The sequence below is a fragment of the Nocardioides sp. TF02-7 genome (assembly GCF_022437945.1).
Classification (GTDB): domain Bacteria; phylum Actinomycetota; class Actinomycetes; order Propionibacteriales; family Nocardioidaceae; genus Nocardioides.
The window spans coordinates 3132434-3151212 of record NZ_CP092535.1 but is presented as its reverse complement, the minus strand read 5'-3'; the positions used below and the strand labels follow the sequence as shown (position 1 = coordinate 3151212).

Here is an 18779-nt window from a genome sequence, read left to right as displayed (position 1 = left end):
CCGACTTCCCCCGACTTCCTGGCCATCCCCCCCATTCTCCCAGGGACGGTCAATCGGGTTCTCAGAGGTAGTTCATCGGGTTCACCGGGGTGCCGTTGCGCAGCACCGTGAAGTGCAGGTGGCAGCCGGTCGACCAGCCCGTCGTGCCGACGTACCCGACCACGTCGCCGCGGCCCACGACGGCGCCCTCGCCGACGCGGTAGCCCGACAGGTGGTTGTAGACCAGGGTCAGGTTGGCGCCGTTGACGGTGCCGACCGAGAGGAACAGCCGGTGGCCGTAGACCTCGTCGTAGTAGGTGTTGACCACCCGCCCGCCGCGGCCGGCGTAGAGCGGCGCACCACACGGGGCGCCGAAGTCGGTGCCGTTGTGGAGGCTGTAGTAGCCGTAGATCGGGTGGGTGCGGTAGCCGTAGGGCGACGTCACCGGGCCGTTGACCGGTGTGGAGAGCAGGCCCCCGGTGGCGCCGTTGTACGTCGGCCCGCCGGCGCGGTTGGCGAGCGCCAGCAGCTGCCGGCGAATCCGCGCCTCACGTGCCTCGAGCCGCTCGAGTGCGGCCCGGTCGGCCTGGCGGGCGCTGATGGCGGCGCGGCGGGCGCTGCGGGCCTGCTGGACCAGCCGGTCGACCCGCTGCGCGGTGGCCTGCGCGTCGGCGTAGAGACCGCGGATGCGGAGCAGGTTGCGCCGGGCCGCCTCCTCCTGGGCCGCGACCTCGTCGCGGGCGGCCTTCACCTCGTCCTTCTTGTGCTGCAGCGCCGCCTCGGCGGCCTCGAACGCGGTGAGGGCCTGGTCCTCGCGGCCGAGGATCATCTCGCCGCCGGTCTCGGCGACGAGCATCTCCTGGATCGAGCCGGAGGAGGTGATGGCGTCCATCACCGCCAGCTCGGGGTTTCCGCGGGTCTCCATGTCGAGGACGCTGCGCCGCAGCAGGTCGCGCTGCGCGGCGACGTCGGCCTCGGCGGCGTCGAGCTCGGCCGCGACCCGCTCGAGCCGGTCCTGCGCCTGCGCGAGCTCGCGCGCGAGCCGCGCGCGCTCCACGCGGGCCGCGCGGAGGTCGGTGCGCACCCGCTGCAGCCGGCTGCGGGCGGCACGCAGCTGCCCGACCACCTTGTCGAGGTTCGTGGTCGCGCGGGCGACCCCGTCGGCTGGCCTCGTGCAGGTCGCTCTCGGCCCGGTCGATCTGGGTCTCGACCTGCTTCTGCTCGTTGCGCAGCTTGTCCTCGTCGTCGGCGAACGCCGGGACCGTGAAGCTGCCGATCGCCACCACCGCGGCCGCGAGGGCTGCCCACCGCTGCGTGCGGGGCGGCCGACCGGAGGCAGGCAGGGGTGACGGGGCGCCGGGGAAGGAGCGCACGGGTGAACCAATCTGTGTTCGGGGAAGAGAACGCTCCGACCGTAACGGCGGCGGGTCAGACTTTGATGTATTTGCGTGTCAGCAGGAGTGTCGGGATCAGCGTCAGCGCCGGGCCGAGGACGACCAGGCCGAGCGGGATCGGCACGTCGACGCCGCTGAACGGCAGCGACACGTCCGGCCCGGTCAGCAGGGTCTCGACGAAGTCCTCCCAGCCGATCCACGGCACGAACTGGATCGCGTTCTCCAGCCCGTCGAGGATCGCGAACTTGGTGAACGCCGCGAGCGCGCCGGCCGCCAGCGCGACGCCGATGACCGCGGTCACGAGCGCCTCGAGGAGGAACGGCAGCGCGATGTAGAGCGTGGAGGCGCCGACCAGCCGCATGATGCCGATCTCCCGGCGGCGGGCGAGGGCCGCGAGCCGGATCGTGTTGGCCACGAGCAGCAACGAGGCGAGCAGGAGGAGGGCGGAGGCGATCCAGGAGCCGTACTTGAGCGCGTTGATGAGGCCGAAGACCGGCTCGAGGGTCTCGCGCTGATCCTTGATCGACGACACGCCCTCGAGGCCGGTGACCGCGCTGACGACGCCGTCGGCGCGCTCGGGGTCCTCCAGCGTGATCCAGTACTGCGGGGGCCAGTCGTCGACGGTGATCACCGGGTCGGGCCCCTCGAAGTACGGTTCGTACTCCGGCACGTCCTGGAACTCGGCGAACCCCTCCTCCTGGCTCTGGAACTCCACCGACGCGACCTCGGGGCTCGCCTCGATCGCCGCGCGGATGTCCTGGCTCTGCTGGTCGGTCACGGCGCCGCCCTCGCAGTTGCCGGTGTCCGACGGGTCGTCGTTGACGCAGAGGTTGACGAGGATCTGGAGCTCGTTGCCCAGCGCCTCGGCGGTCTTGTCGGCCTGTCGCTGGAGCAGCATCCCGCACCCGGCGAGGGTCAGCGAGACGAACAGGGTGAGCACGACGGCCAGGTGCATCGAGAGGTTGCGCCGCAGGCCGGATCGGAGCTCGGTGAAGACATAGCGCAGCTGCATGGTGGTGGGGGCTCTCCTGGGACCGGTGGGGATCGGGTCGGTTCGCGCCTACGGCTCGGTGCTCAGTGCTGGAAGCCGTAGCTGCCGGCAGCCTCGTCGCGGACCACCTTGCCGTGCTCGAGCTCGACCACGCGTTTGCGGAACTGGTCGACCAGGCCGTGGTCGTGGGTCGCCATCACGACCGTCGTACCCGTGCGGTTGATCTCCTCGAGGAGGTTCATGATCCCGACCGACGTGGCCGGGTCGAGGTTGCCGGTGGGCTCGTCGGCGATGAGGATCATCGGCCGGTTGACGAACGCGCGGGCGACGGCGACCCGCTGCTGCTCGCCGCCGGAGAGCTCGTCGGGCAGCCGCCCGGCCTTGTCCTTGAGCCCCACGACCTCGAGCGTCTCGGGGACCACCCGGTTGATCTCGCGCCGCGACTTGCCGATCACCTGCAAGGCGAACGCGACGTTCTCCGCGACGGTCTTGTTGGGCAGCAGCCGGAAGTCCTGGAAGACGGTGCCGACCTGGCGGCGCAGCCGCGGCACCTTCCAGCCGGCCATCCGGTTGATCTCCTTGCCCGCGACGTAGACCCGGCCGCTGCTCGGCCGCAGCTCGCGCAGCACCAGCCGGAGCGCGGTCGACTTGCCCGAGCCCGACTGGCCCACGAGGTAGACGAACTCGCCCTTGTCGATGTCGACCGTCACCTGATCGAGCGCAGGCCGCCCCGGACCGGGGTAGCTCTTGGTGACCTTCTCGAAGCGAATCACTGACCAGACGGTACGCGAGGAGGACAACGCGGCGGTGGAGGCCTCCCGCGGCGGAGCGTCGGTCAGGACCGCGCCCGCGGGGCCGCGGGCGCGCCGTTCTATCGTGTCCGCGTGCCGGGGGTGCTGCGCGGGCTGTCGATCGCCGTCCTGCTGACCGCTCTGCCGGTCACCGCAGGCGTGCTGACGCTCGGCGCCGACGACCCCGAGCCACCTCCCGCGCCCGCCTACACGTCGACGCCGCTGGCCGAGGTCGACACCACGACCCTGGCGGTCGCCCGGGCCCCGTTCTGCGACCTGCTGCCCGAGGAGGCGGTGGTCGAGGCGCTGGGCGGTTCCGAGGCGCTCGGCGGCGCCGAGAGCCGGGTCGCCGCCTACGGCAACGGCGAGCGCGCCCGGATCGCACCGGGCGTGCGGGACGTGGCCCACGAGTACGGCTGCCGTCTCACCGCCGCCGGCAGCGGGGCCGAGGCACAGGCATGGGTGTTCGCTCCCCCAGTCACCGCCGACCGCGCCCGCGACCTCGCGGCCGAGGCGGCCGACGTACGACGCTGCGAGCGGCAGCCGGACGCCCCGGCGCTCGGCGAGCCCACCGTAGCGCTCGTCTGCGGCGCCGGTGACCGCCGTACCGCCTCGTTCCGCGGCCTCCTCGGCGACGCCTGGCTCGCCTGCAGCGTCACCGCGCCGGAGTCGGTCGCCGAGCCCGACCTCGTCGACCGCGCCGGGCGGTTCTGCGTGGCCGTGGCCCGCGCCGCGGCTCCTGCGGCCGAGGAGTAGACCCGCGGACCGGCGGCCGGCGAGCGGCACCCGGCCTTGTCTTAAGTCTAGTTGTCCAGTAGATTTAGGCGATCGAAGGAAGGGGTCATCATGAGCAGCACGGCACGCCACCGGGTGCAGAGGTGGTACGACGCCTTCCCGCCGCGCGGCGCCTGGCGGGCGCTGGGCGGCCTGATCGCCTTCGGCTGCCTCGCGGCCCGCGACCTGCCCGCGACCCTTGCCGTCATCGTCGCCTTCGCGGTGGCCGAGGTGGTGTTCGACGCGGCGGAGAGCCGTCGCTGAGGACCACACGCGCGGGATGCTCGGAGCTCGGGCGACGGGGTCGAAATTCTTTACTCTGCGGGCCTTGTATTCGAACCTTTGTTCGATCTAGAATGGGTGCAGGTCGCGGACCGGAGCCCCTTCTGGGGGAGGAGGAAAGCGACCGAGTTCTGCGAATCGGACCAACTGTCGCCACCTGCTTCCCACGGCGGGTGGATGTGTCATTGCGCCTGTGAGTGCCTCCGGCAGGATGACTGTGGAAACACACTCGTCTGCCCTGCCTTGGAGAAGATCCCCGATGTCGCACTCCCCCACCAGCACCGGCACCCACCCGGTGCTGGCCTGCGCCCAACGGGTGAGCGCGGCGCTGGACGAGGTGGCCGGGGTGGAGGCGACGTTCATGCCCACCGAGGCGAAGGCGGCGGCGATCACCGAGCTGCACCGGGCCGAGCAGCGGCTCAAGGCACTGCGGCTGAAGGTCATGGCCGCCTCCTCCGACGTGGCCAGCGAGAACGCCGCCGCGGACGTGGCGTCGTGGTTGGCCTACGAGGTGAACGCGGACCTGCGTGACGCCCGGGCCGATCAGCGGCTGGCGAGGGCGTTGGATGACCGGTTCCCCGTCGTGGCGGCGGCGTTCGCCGACGGCCGGGTCTCGGAGGAGCAGGCGTGGGTGATCGTCCGCGCCGTCGACGCCCCTCCCCAAACGGGTCGGACCCCAGGTCAAGGCCGACGCCGAGGAGACCCTCGTCGACTGCGCGGCCCAGTTCACCCCCACCCAGCTCCGCATCCTCGGCCGCCACATCCTGCACGTGGTCGCACCCGAGATCGCCGACGCCGAGGACGCCAAGAAGCTGGCCGAGGAAGAAGCATCTGCCGAGGAACGGTCCCGGCTCTCGATCCGCGACCTCGGCGACGGCACCTCCCGGATCTCCGGGATCATCCCCACCCCCCGCGGCGAAGCGGTTGGACACCTACCTCGACGCCCTCACCAGCCCGCGCCACCGCGACCCCGCCGACGAGCAGGACGCGCCGGACCCCGAGGAACCGTTGGAGCCGACCACCACCGAGCTGCCCGACGGGACCGAGATCATCGGCTGCCACGACGAAGGCGACCGGATCCCCCTACCCCAAGAAGCGCGCGATGGCGTTCTGCACCCTCCTGGAGCGGCTCGACCCCCACCGGCTCCCCGAGCACGGCGGGGACGCCACCACCGTCCTCGTCACCGTGACCCTCGAGGACCTGCGCTCCGAGCTCGGCGTCGCCGGGCTCGTCGAGCCCGACCTCGAGCACGGACCGAACCTGACCGCCGCCGAGGTCCGCCGCCTGGCCTGCAACGCCGCCATCATCCCCGCCGTCCTCGGCAGCGACAGCGAGGTCCTCGACCTCGGCCGCACGAGACGCCTCTTCACCCCCGACCCAGCGGAAGCTGATCCGAGTCCGCGACAAACGATGCCGCGCCAAAGGATGTCGGGTGAAACCGCAGTGGTGCGAGATCCACCACCTGCGCGCTTGGAGAGCCGGCGGTTCCACCACCCCCGACAACGGGGTCTGCCTGTGCGCCTACCACCACCGGCTCATCGAGAACCCGGCTTATGAGCACCGTCGCCTGCCCGACGGCGACCTCCTCATCACCAAGCGACGACCCTGACCCCCGCCCCGCGGCGCCGGAACCTAGAAATCACCTTCTTCTCCTGGACCGCTGCCACAAGGGTCGACCCGAGACCACCCGGCAGCGACCCGCGGACCGCAACCAAGTGCCTCGACCCCCGCGGCGAGCGCCCACGCCCGGCCGTTCGTCCCCACCGCGACCACCGGCGACCCCGCGCGCCCCCCGACCACGCCGACCCCAGGCCACCAGTGCTTAGCGTGCGCTCCACCGGCACCACGTGCCGGCCCAGCGCACCCCAATGATCGACCCCGACGCTGGTCGACGCGCTCCGCGAGCGCTGAAGCCCTCCGCCGAGACGGTGAGCCTTGGCTAGTTCTCGGCCGCCTTGTCGGCGCCGCGGCGCCAGCGGATGCCGGCCTCGAGGAAGCCGTCGATCTCGCCGTCGAAGACGGGCTGCGGGTTGCCGGTCTCGAAGCCGGTGCGGAGGTCCTTGACGATCTGGTAGGGGTTGAGGACGTAGTTGCGCATCTGGTCGCCCCAGCTCGCCTGGACGTCGCCCTTGAGCTCCTTCTTGAGCGCCGCCTCCTCTGCCTTCTTCACCGCGAGCAGCTTGGCCTTGAGGATCACCATCGCCGACGCCTTGTTCTGCAGCTGCGACTTCTCGTTCTGGCGGGAGACGACGATGCCGGTCGGCAGGTGGGTGAGGCGCACCGCGGAGTCGGTGGTGTTGACGGACTGGCCACCGGGGCCGGAGGAGCGGTAGACGTCGACCCGCACCTCCTCGTCGGGGATCTCGATCTCGTCGGTCTGCTCCAGCACCGGCACCACCTCGACCGCGGCGAAGCTGGTCTGGCGGCGGCCCTGGTTGTCGAAGGGGCTGATCCGCACCAGGCGGTGGGTGCCGGCCTCGACGGAGAGGGTGCCGTAGGCGTACGGCGCGTGGATCGCGAACTCGGCCGACTTGATGCCGGCCTCCTCGGCGTAGGAGACGTCGAAGACCTCGACGGGGTACTTGTTGCGCTCCGCCCAGCGGACATACATCCGCATCAGCATCTCGGCGAAGTCGGCGGCGTCGACGCCACCGGCGCCGGCGCGGATGGTCACGATCGCCTCGCGCTCGTCGTACTCCCCCGACAGCAGGGTGCGCACCTCGAGCGCCTCGACGGCCTTCTTGATCTTCGTGAGCTCGGCCTCGGTCTCGGCGGCCGCGTCGGCGTCGGACTCCTCCGCCGCGAGCTCCACCATGATGGCGAGGTCGTCGATCCGGCTCCGGAGCGACGCGAACCGCTCGAGCTGGCCCTGGAGCGCGGAGAGCCGGCCGGTGACCCGGGTGGCGTTGGCCTGGTCGTCCCACAGGTCGGGGGCGGCGACCTGGCCCTCGAGGTCGGCGATCTCACGCTGCAGCGCCGCCACGTCGAGGACCTGCTCGATGGTGCTCATCGTCGCCGTGAGCTGCTTGATCTCGGTGTCGAAGTCGGGGCCTGCCACGAGGATCCAGCCTACGGCAGCGGGCCACCCGGGGACGAAACGATGCCCGATGAGGTTACCGAGGAAGGAATTGGTCAAGATTGGCTCGCATGGCTTTGCTTCGGCAGGCATCCTGTGAGTGCACCCCCGTGAAAGTGAACCGATGACCATCCGACCGCTGCTCCGACGTCTGGCCCGGCCGTCGCGCGCCCGGCGTCACGTCGTGCAGTCGGTCGCGGCGTCGTCGATGCTGACGATGGTCGCGGTCGCCACGGTGGCGGTCACCCTGGCCAACCAGGAGCCGCAGGCGAGCAGCGCCGCGGAGGCGGTCACCTCGACGCCGCCGGCCACGCCCCCGACGTCGGCCTTCGTCGGGCCGGTGGCCACCGACGATGGCAGCGTCGACACCCGGATCAGCACGGTGCGCAACGTGTCCGCCGAGCTCGCCGACATCCCGTCGGCGGCGACGGCCGCCTACCAGCGGGCCGAGTCGGTGATGGCCGAGGCCGACAGCGCCTGCCAGCTGCGCTGGACGCTGGTCGCCGCCGTCGGCCAGGTCGTGAGCGACCACGGCCGCCGCGGCGACGGCACGATCACCGACAAGGGCGTCGTGCGACCGGCGCTGGTCGGGCCGGCCGTCCGCAACCAGGCCGGACGCCGGCTCAGCGACACCGACGCCGGCAAGTACGACGGCGACGAGCGGCACGACCGCGCGGTCGGGCCGATGCAGCTCGCGCCCACGACCTGGAGCAGCGTCGGTGTCGACGGCGACGGCGACGGCCGCCGCGACCCCCAGGACCTCGACGACGCGGCGCTCGCCGTCGCGGTGCTCATCTGCGCCGGCGACCACGACCTGCGCGAGACCGACCAGCTCCGCGAGGCGGTCGAGCGGGTCAACGACGACGCGAGCTTCGTCGACACCGTGCTGGCCGTCTACGACACCTACAACGAGCAGCTCGAGGCCGACCCGCCGGACATCGTCGACGTGCCCGTGATCGACCCGCCCGACCTGCCCGACGTCGTCCCGGCCCGCAACAACGACGGCAGCAAGCCGGGCGACGACAAGGCCGACGACAAGCCGACCGGAACCCCGGACCCGACGGACGAGGCGTCCCAGGAGCCGTCCGACCCGGTCACCTTCGCCCCGGTGGGCAACGGCCCCAAGGGCAGCCCGAAGCCGACCGACAAGCCCCCCGACGGCCACGGCGGACCCGTCCGACCCGTCCACGGAGCCGGAGTGCCCGCCGGCGGATCCGACCACCACCGTGACGCCGACGGACGGACCCACCACGAACGGCACCAGCGACACCAACGACTCCGGCGACACCGGCGGCACCGGCGACAGCGAGGACACCGGCGACACCGAGGGCACCGACGAGGTGCCCTGCGCCGAGCCGGACCCGGCGACCACCGAGGACACCACCACCTCCGACTGACCGCCCCGGCGTTTCACGCGGCCGCCCGCTGGGAAACTGCTCTCCTCGACACAGAGGAGGACGGGTGGGCGGACGAGGACGGCGGGTCACCGGCATCGGGCTGGCGGCAGCGGGGCTGGTGCTGGCGGCGTGCGGCGGCGGTGACGGGCAGGACACCGACGGCGCTCGGCCGGACCGGTCGTCGCCCGGCGACCACTCCGCGACCGGGCCGCACCCGGTGGCTGCGCTGCTCGAGGAGGTCCCGGCGGAGGCCGCGACCGACCAGCTGCTGGTGCACACCGCCGACCTGCGGGCAGCCACCGAGGCCGCCGGGTTGGAGCACCCGGACTCTGGTGGCGACGTCAAGACCTGGCTCCTCGGCCTCACCGGCAGCGAGGTCGACGGCGAGCGGCCGCCGGTCTACGTGCCGATGGCCGACTCGTTCAACGTCAACAGCGCCCCGCCGGAGGAGTTCGCCGGGGTCGCCGGCTGGTCGGTCGTCGACGTCGACGCCTACGTCGAGCAGCACGCGCCGCCGACGACGTTCGCGGTCGGGGGTGGGGCCGTTCGACGACGACACCCTCGACAGCGGCCTCGTCGCAGTCGAGGACGGCATCGTCAGCGACCGTGACGGGGAGGACCTGGTCCCGGACCTGACCGCGGCCGGCCCGCTGAGCCCGATCGGCGTGCCGGTCCGGATGGCGCAGGCCGACGGCCGGATCGCGCTGTCGCCGTCGACGCCGCTGGTCCGGGCCTGGCGTGCGGCCGGCGAGTCGCTCGCCGACGACCCCGCCGTCGCCGCCGTGGCGGACGCGCTCGACCAGCGGGCCGTGGTCTCCGCCGCCCTCACCCGCACCGCCGACGGCCCGACCAGCGACCTCGCGTTCCCGTCGTACGACGTCGTCGGGATCGGCTGGGCGGTCGACGACGGCGAGCCCGTCACCCACGTCGCCTACCACTTCGCGTCGGCCGCGGACGCCGCCGACGCCGTGGACCCGCTGTCGGCGCTCTACCGCGACGGCACCAGCGCGGTGACGAAAGAGCCGTACGCCGACTGGTTCAGCGTGCTCTCCGCCGAGGCGCACGACGAGGTCGTGGTCGTGACGGTCACGGCCGCGGACGGCCGGCCGGACCGGCTGCACCAGGCGCTGATGGCGCGCGAGCCGCTGTTCGTCTCCCCCTGACCCGCGGCGGCGTCTGGTGCGGATGCACCAGGCCGCCAACCCGCTGGTCCGGTCGCACCAGGCCGAAGTCGGTCCTCGTGCACGACGCTTCAGCGAGCGTCGGAGACGAGGGTGAGGACCGCGTGGATCCCACGCGCCTTCCTCATCTCGACGAGTCTGGAGTGATCGACCGTGGCAACAGCTCTCTATCGGATCGGACGATGGGCGTTCCGGCGGCGCCGCCGGGTGGCCGGCGTCTGGCTGGCGGCCGTCGCGCTCGCCGTGGTGGCCGTGGCCGCCGCGCCGTCCGCGGAGGAGGAGGACCTGGCCATGCCCGGGACCGAGTCGCAGCAGGCCTTCGACCTGCTCGACGACCGGTTCCCCGAGGGCAACGCGCAGGGGGCCGAGGCCCGTCTCGTCTTCCAGGCCCCGGACGGGGAGCGGATCACGGACGCCGAGCACCAGGGGGCCGTCGAGGACGCCCTCGGCTCGTTGGCCGGCGGCGACCAGGTCGCGTCGCTCTCGGACCCGTTCGAGGACGGTGCGGTGAGCGAGGACGGCACCATCGCCTTCGCCGCGGTCACCTACACCGCGGACGCCGTCGACCTGAGCGACGCGACGAAGGACGCCCTCGAGGCGGCCGCGGACCGGGCCCGGGACGCGGGCCTGACGGCGGAGATCGGGGGTGAGGCCCTCGACGCGGAGGTGGCCCCCGGCGGCGCCACCGAGGCGGTCGGCGTGGCCGTCGCCGCGGTCGTGCTCGTGCTGGTGCTCGGCTCCCTGGTCGCCGCGGGGCTCTCCCTGCTGACCGCGCTCTCCGGTGTCGCGATCGCCTTCGGTCTCGTCTCCGCGCTCGCGTCGCCGCTGGGCCTCACGTCGACCGTCGCCATCCTCGCGCTGATGCTGGGGCTGGCGGTCGGCATCGACTACGCGCTGTTCATCACCTCGCGCTACCGCGACGAGCGCGCCGCCGGCTGGGAGCCGGAGGCGGCCGCGGGCCGGGCGGTGGGGACCGCCGGGTCGGCCGTCGTGTTCGCCGGCGCGACGGTCGTGATCGCCCTCGTCGGTCTCGGGGTCGTCGGCATCCCCGAGCTCACCAAGATGGGTCTCGCCGGCGCGGGCGCCGTGGTGCTGGCCGTCCTCGTCGCGATCACCCTGGTCCCCGCGCTGCTGGGGGCCTTCGGTCGCCGGGTCCTGTCCCGTGCCGCGCGCCGGTCTCTCCGCGAGGGGGACCCCGAGCACGGCGCCCGCGTCCGCCGCGGCGAGCCGCCCCACCGTGGGCACCCGGTGGGCGCGGTTCGTCCTCCGCCGCCCGGCGGCCGTGCTGCTGGTCGCCGGCCTGGGGCTCGGTGCCGTGGCCGCTCCGGCGCTCGCCCTCGAGCTCGGCCTGCCCGGCGACGAGTCCAAGCCGGTGGAGACCACCCAGCGCCGCGCCTACGACCTGCTCTCCGAGGGCTTCGGCCCCGGCTTCAACGGCCCGCTGACCGTCGTCGTCGACCTGGCGGGGAGCCGACGGCCCGGCGGCCGCGACCGGACAGGTGGTCGACATCCTCCGCGCGATGGACGGGATCGCCTCGGTCGGCGACCCGGTGCTCGACGAGGCCGGGGACACCGCGGTGCTCACCGCCGTCCCGACGTCGGCGCCGACCAGCAGCGACACCAGCGACCTCGTGGAGGACATCCGGGCCGCGGCCGACGGCGTCGAGGCGGACACGGGCGCCGCGGTGCTCGTCACCGGGCGGACCGCGCTCAACATCGACATCTCCGAGGCGATGTCCGACGCCCTGCTGCCCTACCTGACCGTGGTCATCGGTCTCGCGGTGCTCCTGCTGCTCGTCGTCTTCCGCTCGGTGCTGGTGCCGGTGACCGCCGCCCTCGGCTTCCTCCTGTCGGTGGGTGCGGCGTTCGGCGTCCTGGTCGCGGTCTTCCAGTGGGGCTGGGGGGCCGACCTGATCGGCATCGAGCAGACCGGCCCGGTGATGTCGTTGATGCCGATCCTCGTCATCGGCATCGTGTTCGGGCTGGCGATGGACTACCAGGTCTTCCTGTTCACGCGGGTGCGGGAGTCCTACGCCCACGGCGCGTCCGCGCACGACGCGCTCGTCGCCGGCTTCCGGCACAGCGGTCGCGTGGTGGCGGCCGCCGCAGTGATCATGGTCAGCGTCTTCGCGGGGTTCATCGGGATCCACAGCCCGACCATCCAGACGATGGGCGTGGGCCTGGCGTCCGCCGTCGCGTTCGACGCGTTCGTGGTCCGGATGGCGATCATCCCCGCGGTCCTCGCCCTGCTCGGCGACCGGGCGTGGTGGATCCCTCGTATCCTCGACCGCGTGCTGCCGAACGTCGACGTCGAGGGCGACGCGCTGAGCAGGCCCGGAACCTCCCCCGCGACGGAGCCCGTCGGAGCAGGGGGCGGCCGGTCCGGCGGCGGGGCGGTAACGCCGGCCATGACGAGCCCGGCCGGCTCCCTCCTGCCTCCGCACGTGTCGCGGTGGCGGGAGGGGAGCGGTCGTGGCGACGGCGTACGCGCTCTGCCTGCTCGGCGGCACGCTGCACCTCGACGACACCCTCGCCCCACCACCGATCGCCGCGTACGTCGTGGGCGCGGTGTCGTCGGCCCTGCTCCCGCTGCGCCACCGGGCGCCGGTGGCCGCCGTGGCGGCCACGACCGCCTGCGGCATGCTCGTGGCGCCGCTCGGGCTCCTGCTGAGCCCGCTCGCCCTGACCCCGGCCGTCCTCAGCGCCTACTTCCTCGCGGTGCGCGTCGAGCGGCGGGTGGCGGTCGCGGTGCTGCTGCCGGCGTCGGTGCTGCCGGTCGCCGTCGCCCCGTTCTTCGAGTCGTCGTTCTCGGGCGGGGACGTGAGCCGCGCGGTGACCGTGGTGGCGGCGCCGCTCGTCGCCGGGGTGCTCGGGCGCGCGACCCAGAACCGGCGCGCCTACCTGGCGGCCGTCGAGGAGCGGGCCCGGCGCGCCGAGCAGACCCGCGAGAGCGAAGCGCGGCACCGGGTGGCCGAGGAGCGGGTGCGCATCGCCCGTGAGCTCCACGACCTGGTCGCCCACCAGATCACGCTCGCCAACGCGCAGGCCTCGGTCGCCCTGCACGTGTTCGACGCCCGCCCGGAGCAGGCCCGGGCCAGCCTCCGCGACCTCGTCGACACCACCCGCGGCGCCCTCGACGACCTGCGGGCCACGGTCGGCCTCCTCCGGCAGACCGACGACCCCGCCACCGCGGAGCCGGCGCCCGGGTTGGCGCGCCTCCCCGCGCTCGTGGAGTCCTTCGACCGGGCCGGGCTGGCGGTCTCGGTGGACCACGACGGCCCACCGCGACCGCTGCCGCCCGGTGTCGACCTCACCGCCTACCGGATCGTCCAGGAGGCCCTGACCAACGTGACCAAGCACGCCGGCACCGGTTCCGCGCGGGTGGGCCTCACCTGGCGCCCCGACCGGGTGACGATCACCGTCGCCGACGACGGGCGGCAACCTGCCGAGGACGGGGCCGACGGGGCCCACGGGGCCGACCGGGCCGACGGCGGGGTCGACGACGGAGCCGACGGGGCCGGCCACGGGCTGATCGGCATGCGGGAGCGGGTGACGGCGGTCGGGGGTCGGCTGTCGGCGGGACGGCGTCCCGAGGGCGGCTTCCTGGTCTCCGCCGACCTGCCGCTCCCGCCGACCGAGGAGCCGGCGGGCGCGGCCGACGACGGGAAGGACGGTGAGGTCGCGTGACCCTCCGCGTGCTGCTCGCCGACGACCAGGCCCCTGCTGCGGGAGGCGTTCCGGACGCTGCTCGAGACCGCCGACGACATCACGGTCGTCGGCGAGGCGGCCGACGGCGGGGAGGCGGTGCGGCTCACCCGCGAGCTGCGGCCCGACGTCGTGGTGATGGACATCCGGATGCCCGACGTGGACGGGCTCGCGGCCACGGCGGAGATCTGTGCCGACCCGGAGCTGCGGGAGTGCCGCGTGCTCGTCCTCACCACCTACGAGACCGACGAGCACGTCGCGCAGGCGCTGCGCGCCGGCGCGAGCGGCTTCATCGGCAAGGGGGATCGGCGCGGAGGCGCTGCTCGACGCCGTCCGCACGGTCGCCGCGGGCGACACGCTCCTGTCGCCGGCGGCGACCCGTTCGCTGGTCGCACGGTTCCTGGCGACCCCACAGGAGCCGGCCGCGCGCCACCCGGAGCAGCTCGCGGTCCTCACCGCCCGCGAGCGGGAGATGGTGGCGCTGGTGGCGACCGGCCTGTCCAACCAGGAGATCGCCGAGCGGATGGTCGTCAGCCCGTTCACCGTCCGCGCCCACGTCCAGCGCGCGATGACCAAGCTCCATGCCCGCGACCGCGCCCAGCTCGTCGTCATCGCGTTCCAGGCCGGGCTGGCGCAGGTCCCGGCCGACGGCCGTCCCGAGGACAGTCGCGGCGGCGGACGGTCGACGTAGCGCCGGCCGCGGTCACGCCCGGCTGCTGCCCCCGCCGTCCCACAACCCGGCAGCCGCACGCTGGGCCTCGGCCAGCACGATCTTGGCCGGGCGCCCGCTCTCCGCAGCGGTGCGCGCGACGTCGTCGTACTCCGGGTTGACGTTGACCACCTCGCCGTCGAGGCGGGCGACCTTCACCCGCACCGACGAGCCGTGCACCTCGACGGTGACGGTCTCGCGCTCGAGCGGCGTCTTCTCGACCTGGCGGCGGCGCAGGCCGATCGTCGTCGTGTGCGCGAGCAGCAGCCGGGCCAGCCGGTCCGCGTCGCCGGGCGCGCAGAGCACCGCGACCGTGTGGGCCGGGCGGCCCTTCTTCATCACGATCGGGGTGAGCCACGCGTCGTCGGCGCCGGCGTCGAGCAGCAGCGTGAGAACCGCCGGCCACAGCCGCGGGTCGAGGTCGTCGACGTTGGCCTCCAGCACGGTCGCCGGCTCGACCGGCAGCGCGGCCGGAGCCGGCGGTGCCGCGCCGACGACGACCCGCAGCAGGTTGGCGTGGCCCTCGGGGTCGCGGGCGCCGGCGCCGGAGCCGGTCGCGGCCGGCACCAGCGCCGGCATCGGCCCGAACTCGTCGGCCAGGACCGCGACCAGCGCCACCCCGGTCGGCGTGGCGAGCTCGACGTCGAGCGGTCCGCCGTACGCCGGCACCGCGTGCCGCCGCAGCAGCTCGGTCACCGCGGGCCCGGGGACGGGGATCGACCCGTGGGCGGTGCGGGCCCGGCCGCCCCCGAGGGCGATCGGGCTGCACACGACCCGGCCGGCCGCCAGGTGGTGGGCGCACGCGGAGACCCCGACGACGTCGGCGATCGAGTCGAGAGCCCCGACCTCGTGGAAGTGCACGTCGTCAGGCGTGGTCCCGTGCACGGCCGCCTCGGCCTCGGCCAGGGGCGTGGAAGGCGGCGGTGGCGGTCGCGCGCACCGGCTCGTCGAGCCGCTCCAGCAGCGCAACGACGTCGGCGAGCCGGCGCGGCCGGTCGGACTCCGGCACCACGGGCCGCACCCACGTCGCCCGCAGCCCCGACCGGGTCACCGGCTCCTGCACCAGCGACACGGTCTCCTCGAGACCGAGCCGGTCGACGGCGGCCTGCGGCACGTCGAGCGGCACCCCGGCGTCGACGAACGCCCCCAGGAGCATGTCGCCGCTGACGCCGCTGCTCGCGTCGATCCAGAGCACGCTGCCCGCCGGAGCGGCCGGTCCCGTCGCGTCAGCTCCCACGCCGCGACAACGCCTCGTTGAGCGAGCCCGACCGGAACCCGCGGGGATCGACCTCCACCGTCGCGAACCCGGCCACCGCGGCGAGCAGCTCCGGCCGGTCCTCCAGCGCCGCGACGAGGTCGCGGTCGACCTCGACCCGGGCCCGGTCGCCGAGGTCGCGGACCCGCAGGTCGCGCACGGCGAGGCCCGCCTCGGTCAGCGCGCGCCGCAGGTCGCGCTCCGCGGCCTCCACCCGCCCCAGCCGCTCACGCGTGATCTGGATGCCGTAGGCCACCCGGCTCGACAGGCACGCGGCCGCCGGCTTGTCGGCGGTCACCAGTCCCCACGCCCGCGAGGCCGCCCTGACCTCGGCCTTGGTGAAGCCCGTGTCGCTGAGCGGCGTCACCGCCCCGGCCAGCCGGGCCGCGTGGATGCCGGGCCGGAACCGGTCGCGCACGTCGTCGGCATTGGTGCCGGTCGCGACGGCCGCGACGCCGAGGTCGCGGGCGACCGGTGCGAGCACCGAGAGCAGCTCGCTCTTGCAGTGGAAGCAGCGGTCGGCACCGTTGGCGGCGTACGCCGGCCGCGCCAGCTCGTCGGTCGACGGCGTGCGGTGGTCGACGCCCAGGCCCGCGGCGTAGTCGCGTGCCGCCGCGAGCTCGGTCGCCGGCAGCGACGGGCTCACGGCGGTCCCGGCCACGACGTGCGCCGGGCCGAGCGCCCGGACCGCGGCGGCGAGGAGGAAGGCGGAGTCGGCGCCGCCGGAGAACGCCACCAGCACCGAGCCCAGCTCCCGGAGCCGCTCGTCGAGGGCGGCGAGCTTGTCGTCGAGGGCGGTCACCGCGCCTCCCGGCGGTTGAGGAACCGCAGCGCCGCGCAGCCGGCGCCGAAGCCGTTGTCGATGCCGACGACGGTGATGCCGGGGCTGCACGAGGCCAGCATCGACAGCAGCGCGGTCACGCCCTCGAGCCCGGCGCCGTAGCCGGTGCTCGTCGGCACGCCGATGACCGGAGCCGCGGTGAGCCCGGCGACGACGCTCGGGAGCGCGCCCTCCATGCCGGCGACCACGACGACCACGTCGGCGGCGGCGATCCGTTCCTGGTGCGCGAGCACGCGGTGCAGACCGGCGACCCCGACATCGGCGACGACCGCGACCTCGACGCCGTAGGCTCCACAGCACCGCGGCGGCGTCGCGGGCGGTCGGGAGGTCGCCGGTGCCGGCGGTCAGCACCAGCACGTCGCCGGTCCGACCGGTCAGCGGTCGCCAGGCCAGGGTGCGCAGGCTGTCCGACGGGCTGCCGTGCGGCGACGCGACCGAGCCCGGGTTGCGCGCCGTCGCAGCCGCTGCCTGGTCGGGGTCGGCCCGGGTCAGCAGCACCGGCCCGTCCCCGCCGTCGAGCAGCCCGGCGACGGCGGCGGCGCACTGCTGCGGCGACTTCCCGGGCGCGTAGACCGCCTCGGCGAGCCCGGTCCGCGCCCGCCGGTGAAGGTCGAGGACCAGCTCGCCGCCGGTCCCCGCAGTGCCCACCGCCTGGTCGCCCACGGCGTCGATCCTTCCACACCGGGCCTGGCCGACGGCGGCCACGAACCGCCGAGTCCGCTGCTGCTCATTCCCTTCGCCCCTCGGTTGTGCAACGGTTCGGGGGCAGGATTCTCGAAGCCACCGCCGCCGACCCGGGCGGCACGAGGGAGGTCGGTTGAGCGCCCACCCCAGCGAGCGCCGGACGCTGCCGCCGGTGCGCGAGCGGCTGGCCGGGTCGCACGTGCTGCTGACCGGCGTCACCGGCTTCGTCGGCGAGGCCCTGCTCCAGCGGCTGCTGACGGACGTGCCGGGAGTGCGGCTGACCGTCCTGGTGCGGCCGCGCGGCTCGACACCGGGCAGCAAGCGGGTCGCGGACCTGCTCCGCAAGCCGATCTTCGCCGACGTCGTCGAGCGCGCCGGCGGCACGGAGGCGCTGCTGGCCTCCCGTGTCGCCGTGCTCGAGGGCGACCTCGCCGACCCGCCGGCGCTGCCCGCCGACCTCGACGCGGTGGTCCACTGCGCCGGCGACGTGTCGTTCGACCCGCCTGTCGACGAGGCGTTCCGCACCAACGTCGTCGGCACCCGCCGGCTCCTCGAGCGGGTCGACGAGGCGACGGCCGGCGGCACCCGCGACGTCCACTACCTGCACGTCTCCACCGCCTACGTCGCCGGCCGGCGACGCGGCGCGGTCTTCGAGGAGTCGCTCGACCACGCCGTCGACGTCGACGCCGAGCTCGCGTGGGGACTCGCGCAGGCCGACGACGTGGAGGCCCGCTCGCGCAGCGTCGAGGTCCTCGAGAAGGCCCGCCGCCGGGCCGAGCGCGACCACGGCCGCGCCGGGCTCATCACGGCAGCGGCCGCCACCGAGGAGGCCCGACGGCGCTGGGTCAAGGAGCAGCTGGTGCGGCTCGGCACCGAGCGCGCCCGCAGCCTCGGCTGGACCGACTCCTACACCTTCACCAAGGCGCTCGGCGAGCGCGTCGTCGAGGAGTACGCCGCCCGGGGCCGCCGGGTGACCGTCTACCGGCCGACGATCATCGAGTCCGCGCTCGACCGGCCCCACCCGGGCTGGATCGAGGGCTTCAAGATGGCCGAGCCGCTGATCCTCGCCTACGGCCGCGGCGAGCTGCCGCTCTTCCCGGGCGCCGCCGACACCACGATCGACATCGTCCCCGTCGACCTCGTCGTCGCCTCGATCATCGCCTGCCTCGCCGACCCGCCGGAGCCCGGCCGGCCGGCGTACTTCCACCTCTCCTCGGGCGACCGCAACCCGGTGACGTTCGGGATGCTCTACGAGCACATCCGCTCCTACTTCCAGGACAACCCGTTCGCCGCCGGCCCCCGCGGCCACGTGCGGCTCCCGGTCTGGACCTGGCCGGGCGGCCCGGCCGTGGAGCGGATGATGCGGCTGGGCGAGCGCGCGCACGAGGTGGCGGAGCGGGCGATCGAGTTCGCGCCGCGCGGCCGGCGGACCACCGACTGGGCACGCCGGCTCGACCGGCAGGGCGGCCGGCTCCGGTTCCTGCGCCGCTACCTCGACATCTACGCCGAGTACGCGCAGGCGGAGCTGCGGTTCGTCGACACCAACATGCTGGCGCTGTTCGAGTCGCTCACCCCCGAGGACCGGGAGACCTTCCCGTTCGACACCGCGGCCATCGACTGGGAGCGCTACCTCCGCGAGATCCACACCCCCTCGGTCACCCGGCCGATCCGCGACCTGGAGCAGCTGCGCAGCGCCGCCAGCACCGCGACCCGGCCCGG

Annotated in this window: 14 protein-coding genes and 3 pseudogenes; 9 read left to right on the top strand and 8 right to left on the bottom strand. The window is 74.1% G+C overall.

Translation table 11 applies throughout. The features are described from left to right. Positions 1–61: 61 nt before the first annotated feature. The 3 genes from MF408_RS16120 to ftsE all read right to left on the bottom strand — a co-directional run bounded on the left by MF408_RS16120 (position 62) and on the right by ftsE (position 3137). A complete protein-coding gene (locus MF408_RS16120; RefSeq protein WP_240248548.1) occupies positions 62–1105 on the bottom strand; it encodes a M23 family metallopeptidase in 1044 nt (347 codons plus the stop codon). A gap of 302 nt (positions 1106–1407) precedes the next feature. Then, the gene (gene ftsX, locus MF408_RS16115) at positions 1408–2385 is read right to left on the bottom strand and encodes a permease-like cell division protein FtsX (protein WP_240248547.1); all 978 of its coding nucleotides are present in this window, start codon (positions 2383–2385) and stop codon (positions 1408–1410) included. 62 nt (positions 2386–2447) lie between these two features. Beyond that, positions 2448–3137, bottom strand: coding sequence for a cell division ATP-binding protein FtsE (gene ftsE / locus MF408_RS16110; RefSeq protein ID WP_240248546.1), 690 nt, complete (start codon positions 3135–3137; stop codon positions 2448–2450). Between the two features lie 111 nt (positions 3138–3248). Between ftsE and MF408_RS16105 the strand changes: the two genes are divergently transcribed. From MF408_RS16105 to MF408_RS16095, 3 genes are all read left to right on the top strand, one after another. After that, positions 3249–3911, top strand: coding sequence for a hypothetical protein (locus MF408_RS16105; protein ID WP_240248545.1), 663 nt, complete (start codon positions 3249–3251; stop codon positions 3909–3911). A gap of 90 nt (positions 3912–4001) precedes the next feature. Beyond that, a complete protein-coding gene (locus MF408_RS16100; protein ID WP_240248544.1) occupies positions 4002–4193 on the top strand; it encodes a hypothetical protein in 192 nt (63 codons plus the stop codon). Between the two features lie 277 nt (positions 4194–4470). Beyond that, entirely contained in the window at positions 4471–5769 is a 1299-nt protein-coding gene (locus MF408_RS16095; protein ID WP_240248543.1) for a DUF222 domain-containing protein, read from the top strand. 382 nt (positions 5770–6151) lie between these two features. On the opposite strand, the gene prfB is transcribed toward MF408_RS16095, so the two are convergent. Next, the gene (gene prfB, locus MF408_RS16090; protein WP_240248542.1) at positions 6152–7270 is read right to left on the bottom strand and encodes a peptide chain release factor 2; all 1119 of its coding nucleotides are present in this window, start codon (positions 7268–7270) and stop codon (positions 6152–6154) included. A gap of 142 nt (positions 7271–7412) precedes the next feature. On the opposite strand from prfB, the gene MF408_RS16085 reads away from it, so the two are divergent. From MF408_RS16085 to MF408_RS16065, 5 genes and pseudogenes are all read left to right on the top strand, one after another. Then, entirely contained in the window at positions 7413–9848 is a 2436-nt protein-coding gene (locus MF408_RS16085; protein WP_240248541.1) for a hypothetical protein, read from the top strand. A gap of 309 nt (positions 9849–10157) precedes the next feature. Then, a pseudogene (locus tag MF408_RS16080) lies at positions 10158–11021 on the top strand (MMPL family transporter); the annotation flags it as partial. A 476-nt stretch (positions 11022–11497) separates the two neighbouring features. After that, on the top strand, positions 11498–12865 hold the full coding sequence (locus MF408_RS16075; RefSeq protein ID WP_240248540.1) for an MMPL family transporter: 1368 nt from the start codon (positions 11498–11500) through the stop codon (positions 12863–12865). Beyond that, the gene (locus MF408_RS16070; protein ID WP_240248539.1) at positions 12849–13553 is read left to right on the top strand and encodes a sensor histidine kinase; all 705 of its coding nucleotides are present in this window, start codon (positions 12849–12851) and stop codon (positions 13551–13553) included. The genes MF408_RS16075 and MF408_RS16070 overlap by 17 nt, the downstream gene beginning before the upstream one ends. Continuing rightward, positions 13550–14262 (top strand): annotated as a pseudogene (locus MF408_RS16065) (response regulator transcription factor). Before MF408_RS16070 ends, MF408_RS16065 begins: the two are co-directional and overlap by 4 nt. Before the next feature lie 12 nt (positions 14263–14274). On the opposite strand, the gene MF408_RS16060 reads toward MF408_RS16065, so the two are convergent. The 4 genes from MF408_RS16060 to MF408_RS16050 are packed head-to-tail and all read right to left on the bottom strand — an operon-like array spanning position 14275 to position 16609. Further along, positions 14275–15165 (bottom strand): LarC family nickel insertion protein, encoded by an 891-nt coding sequence (locus MF408_RS16060; RefSeq protein ID WP_275693196.1) that lies wholly within the window; start codon positions 15163–15165, stop codon positions 14275–14277. Further along, entirely contained in the window at positions 15146–15475 is a 330-nt protein-coding gene (gene larC, locus MF408_RS25645) for a nickel insertion protein (protein ID WP_275693195.1), read from the bottom strand. Before larC ends, MF408_RS16060 begins: the two co-directional genes overlap by 20 nt. Before the next feature lie 31 nt (positions 15476–15506). Beyond that, on the bottom strand, positions 15507–16337 hold the full coding sequence (gene larE, locus MF408_RS16055; RefSeq protein ID WP_275693194.1) for an ATP-dependent sacrificial sulfur transferase LarE: 831 nt from the start codon (positions 16335–16337) through the stop codon (positions 15507–15509). After that, positions 16334–16609, bottom strand: coding sequence for an AIR carboxylase family protein (locus MF408_RS16050; protein ID WP_240248538.1), 276 nt, complete (start codon positions 16607–16609; stop codon positions 16334–16336). The genes larE and MF408_RS16050 overlap by 4 nt, the downstream gene beginning before the upstream one ends. 407 nt (positions 16610–17016) lie before the next feature. On the opposite strand from MF408_RS16050, the pseudogene MF408_RS16045 reads away from it, so the two are divergent. Next, positions 17017–18642 (top strand): annotated as a pseudogene (locus MF408_RS16045) (SDR family oxidoreductase); the annotation flags it as partial. Between the last annotated feature and the right edge of the window lie 137 nt (positions 18643–18779).